The organism is Pseudoalteromonas sp. P1-26, from assembly GCF_001401795.1.
Classification (GTDB): domain Bacteria; phylum Pseudomonadota; class Gammaproteobacteria; order Enterobacterales; family Alteromonadaceae; genus Pseudoalteromonas.
In genome coordinates this window covers 1-3,746 of record NZ_LKDX01000094.1, presented here as the reverse complement: position 1 = coordinate 3,746, position 3,746 = coordinate 1, and the positions used below count along the sequence as shown (strand labels likewise).

Annotated in this window: 4 protein-coding genes; 1 reads left to right on the top strand and 3 read right to left on the bottom strand. The window is 36.0% G+C overall.

Translation table 11 applies throughout. The features are described 5' to 3' along the window. The first annotated feature begins 378 nt into the window (after positions 1-378). On the top strand, positions 379-834 hold the full coding sequence (gene azu, locus AN394_RS20935) for an azurin (RefSeq protein ID WP_055022491.1): 456 nt from the start codon (positions 379-381) through the stop codon (positions 832-834). Between the two features lie 344 nt (positions 835-1,178). Here the strand turns inward: azu and AN394_RS20930 are convergent, their stop codons facing one another. The 3 genes from AN394_RS20930 to AN394_RS20920 form a co-directional block, all read right to left on the bottom strand. Further along, on the bottom strand, positions 1,179-1,625 hold the full coding sequence (locus AN394_RS20930; protein ID WP_055022490.1) for a hypothetical protein: 447 nt from the start codon (positions 1,623-1,625) through the stop codon (positions 1,179-1,181). Between the two features lie 110 nt (positions 1,626-1,735). Then, positions 1,736-2,137: a hypothetical protein gene (locus AN394_RS20925; RefSeq protein ID WP_055022489.1), complete on the bottom strand. Its 402-nt coding sequence runs from the start codon at positions 2,135-2,137 to the stop codon at positions 1,736-1,738. Between the two features lie 779 nt (positions 2,138-2,916). Continuing rightward, positions 2,917-3,498 (bottom strand): hypothetical protein, encoded by a 582-nt coding sequence (locus tag AN394_RS20920; RefSeq protein WP_055022488.1) that lies wholly within the window; start codon positions 3,496-3,498, stop codon positions 2,917-2,919. Positions 3,499-3,746: the final 248 nt, after the last annotated feature.

Genomic DNA, 3,746 nt, shown 5'->3' with positions numbered 1-3,746 from the left:
TTACTTTGGTCGGTAAATCAAAAGGATAAACTTTGACCTGCACCTTTTCCAGCTCAGGCGAAATTACAGAAAGAATGATGCACTAACATGAGTTAATCCTGTCCTCTTCTTGAGTAAGCATTTTTATCTATCGTTGATAGTATGTATTTAATTACTACTTAGTTTAGTAAGTTTTTAGCTCAGTCTAAATGCTTTCCCCACTCTTCTTTCACCTTACATTCTTAAAATATGAAACCAACGTTTATTAAATAAAAACCTTTATCTATTACCTCTAAAGCATCTGTTTTATCAATCAAATAGATTTAATTTATTAGTTAGAGAACTAAAGCGTAACTTGATAATTTCAATTCTAATTTCTCCAACTATAAATGAGGTCACATGTCTATTCGTAACATTTTACTAGGTCTATTTTTCACAGGGTTCATTTCAGCTGCTCATGCACAAGACAATTGTACAGTCGATATAGAAGCTACTAACAATATGACATTTTCTAAGGACGAAATAACCGTACCTGCAACATGCTCAACAATCACTGTTAATTTAAAAAACACTGGGAAATTACCCGCAGCTTTAATGGGACATAATTTGGTTATCTCCAAAAAAAAGGATTTAATAGGGTTAACGAATGACAGCTTTGAAGCTGGTTTTAAGAATAATTATGTAAAGCCTAATGACTCGAGAGCAATTGTGGTTTCGAAGGTTATTGGTGGAGGTGAGTCTACTTCAGTGACTTTTAAAACCGATTTGTTCAATAAAGAAGATGAATATGTCTTTTTCTGCGCATCACCTGGTCATTGGTCAATAATGCAAGGGAAATTCAAATTAGTACAATAATGATTCTATGACCAAGCCACACTTAAGTGCCTTTATATCTAATTATTTAAAGTATCCACTATATCTAAAATTATCACTGTATTAAGTGAACTAATAAATTGAAAAAGGAGTAGCACGCTACTCCTTCATTGCCCTTAAGCCTCGCCTTACATTATCGTTGGCAATACGCTTTTGTATTACCACAATGGAAAAGTATATTTGCGTACAATTCCCTCACTAGTATTATCAGATGAACTCTGACTACCCAGACATTGAGTAGTGAGCCGGCAAATAACGGCTCGTGGCGTATTTCGTGAGTTATGATTAGGCCGCTATTTTTAAATGCAAAAACAGCTTTTTTTATCCTATGAATGCGTTTGTTTGATTTGCGATATGGTCTCTTTTATAGAGTTTTGAGTACGCTCATTATTAAGCTCTGGCTCGAACTCACGCTCAATTTTTTCCTTAAAGTCATCATAGAAGTCATTCTCTAATTCCGTATCAAATAACTCATCAAAGCGCTCAGGATTTTCGTTGCAAGGTTGCTCATTGTAATCGGAATAATCAAAAGTGCCCTCCTGAATATCTTCGAGCAGAAAAACCATCATTTTATAAAACAGCACTTTTACACCACGATAGTTCAGTTGCTTATTAGCATAAACATCAGGCTCGATAATTGACCAAAGCCCCTCAAAATCAGGATTTTCTTTGTTTAACATTAAATGATTCATTTTATGGTCGTTTTTGAGAATGATACTGCGGATTGAGTCAACTAAAGTTAGAAGATCCTGCGTTGATATATATCTAAACATATATATGCTCCTTTATTTTTATATGGGTTTAAACCGCTGTAACGGCTTTTAACTAAAAAGGAACGAAGAAGGGGAAATATTAAGAAAGCGAACCCGAAGGTTCGCCAGTTTTAACTTTTTTCGATGATTTCTAACCAGCTTTCTTCAGCGTAACTGAAGAAAGTTCTTGGTTTAGTTAAGAATATCGCTTCGAACTCCGCTGAAAATAAATGACAGAATTCTTTTATTTGCTCAATGTACAGAAGCAAAAAAGCATACATTTCTACACCATCTAAATAGCGCCCTGAAAAATCAGGATTATCATCAAAAAGCTGCTTTGAGATGCTTATACCCAATACACTGCCTACCCTATCTCTGTGCATATAAATGTAATGGCTAAAACTAAGCTCGATTGAATCATTTGTAGACGCTTCATCAACATCTGCTAATAGCAAAATGGTTGAGTTGTCATCCCAAGGTGATTTACTCGCGCGTTGATACTCTCTGATAAGTTGTGATTTTGATGTACTCATGAGTTTCCTAGTTAGTGTTTGACCTAACACTAACTAGGCTTATGTGGTGGTAACGAATGGTAAGTAACAGAGGTAAATTTCATCTCTGTGTTACGCTTTTCTCATTCAGTGTTACGAGTTAATGGCGCTGTGTTACGTAGTAATTTAAGAGAAAATAAAGGAGGGAAAGCGTGTGAAAAAATGCATAAAATTGATAAAAAAGTCGATTTAGTTAATACAATTTGCTTTTCCATCAAACTTAGTTAATACTTAACTTTGTTGTTGATTTGTCAAAAATCACCAACACAAAAAAGAACACAGCAAAATTCAACTATTTGTTTTTCCTCATTAAATTCTGGCACCTAGTACTTATCACAGTTAATACATTTGTTATTGATGAGTAATGCCATGACACACCTTTAAGCACGATGATGGAGTATTGCTTTTAAAAGCTAATCTAGATTCAAAAAGCAGCGAAAATTGCAGCCGCGTAATATAGATTGCTACGAATGAAGTTTCTTTGATCTAGATCAAGTTTAAAAGTGGTTTAGATTTCCTAGAGCGTTTTGCCGGAATTAATACACTCATCAATTATCTATCGAACCAAGCTATGTGATGAAATAAGTGAGAGGTTTTATGATGACTAAGTGAGTTTTCGGTGTGGGCAGAGTCATATTAGCATAACTGGTTACTGGACAAAAACACGTTAGAGTATTTAATCAGTAACGTCGACAGCAGGGGCCGAAAAACCAGAGCGAAATCGGCGGTTTTTTGGTCCCTCTGGCTGGCCTTGTTATAAATCACCTTGTGCCTCTATACACGACTTCTCCTTCATTTATCCCAAGATCGTTACGCATGGCATTTAGCATAGAGTCAGCTTTTTCTCTCATCTGCTCCCATGTCGCTTGCTTGCCCTCGTAAAGTAATGGAATAAAGAAATCGATCATCTCATTGTATTTATCCAGCACTTCTTGGCAGGAAACTAACGATATGTAGCCATAAGCTTTATTTCGATTTAGGGAGAAGGAATGCTCAACGTCTGCACTAATAGACTCTTGCTTTGATGTGGCAACTGCCTCTAGTTCTCTAAGAATTTCTGAAACTATATGAATCACATCCTTGTAGATAGCCAATTTGTCAAAGTGACGATTCAACTCTTTTTGCTTCAAGGTATCTATTTGAGCTTTCAAGTCCTCTAGGGCTGCCTCATTCTTAGCCTTTAGTTTTTGGAGGCTCTCCTCATGCTTGGCTCTTTCATTTTGCAGCATGCGCTTTGCCCATAAGCTTCCAAGCCAATGGGAGAATGCGGCAAGCAACAATGCACCACCACCCAGTGATGCGATTATTGCAGCTGCTATTTTAAAGATTTCTTCGATGCTCATAGTGATTTATAACGCCGCAAATTAACGGCTAAAAACAGTTGGCTAAAATTTGTGAGGTACGAACAAAGCCAACTGTTTTTTGTCCGCACTTTTAATTTGCTTTGTTAGAAAGTCTGGATTCTATACTCAAGACTTTTATTTCTAAGTTGAAAAGTTACTACACGGCTATATTCGTCATAACTTACGATTTGATTCATAGTCTTACTTTTAAAATAGTCACCAATCTCACTAGCTAAAATATCTCTAGA

Bases quoted from the DNA above. Each gene is read 5' to 3' on its own strand.
- AN394_RS20930 (WP_055022490.1), bottom strand. From the start codon at position 1,625: ATGTTTAGATATATATCAACGCAGGATCTTCTAACTTTAGTTGACTCA.
- AN394_RS20925 (WP_055022489.1), bottom strand. From the start codon at position 2,137: ATGAGTACATCAAAATCACAACTTATCAGAGAGTATCAACGCGCGAGT.
- AN394_RS20920 (WP_055022488.1), bottom strand. From the start codon at position 3,498: ATGAGCATCGAAGAAATCTTTAAAATAGCAGCTGCAATAATCGCATCA.
- azu (WP_055022491.1), top strand. From the start codon at position 379: ATGTCTATTCGTAACATTTTACTAGGTCTATTTTTCACAGGGTTCATT.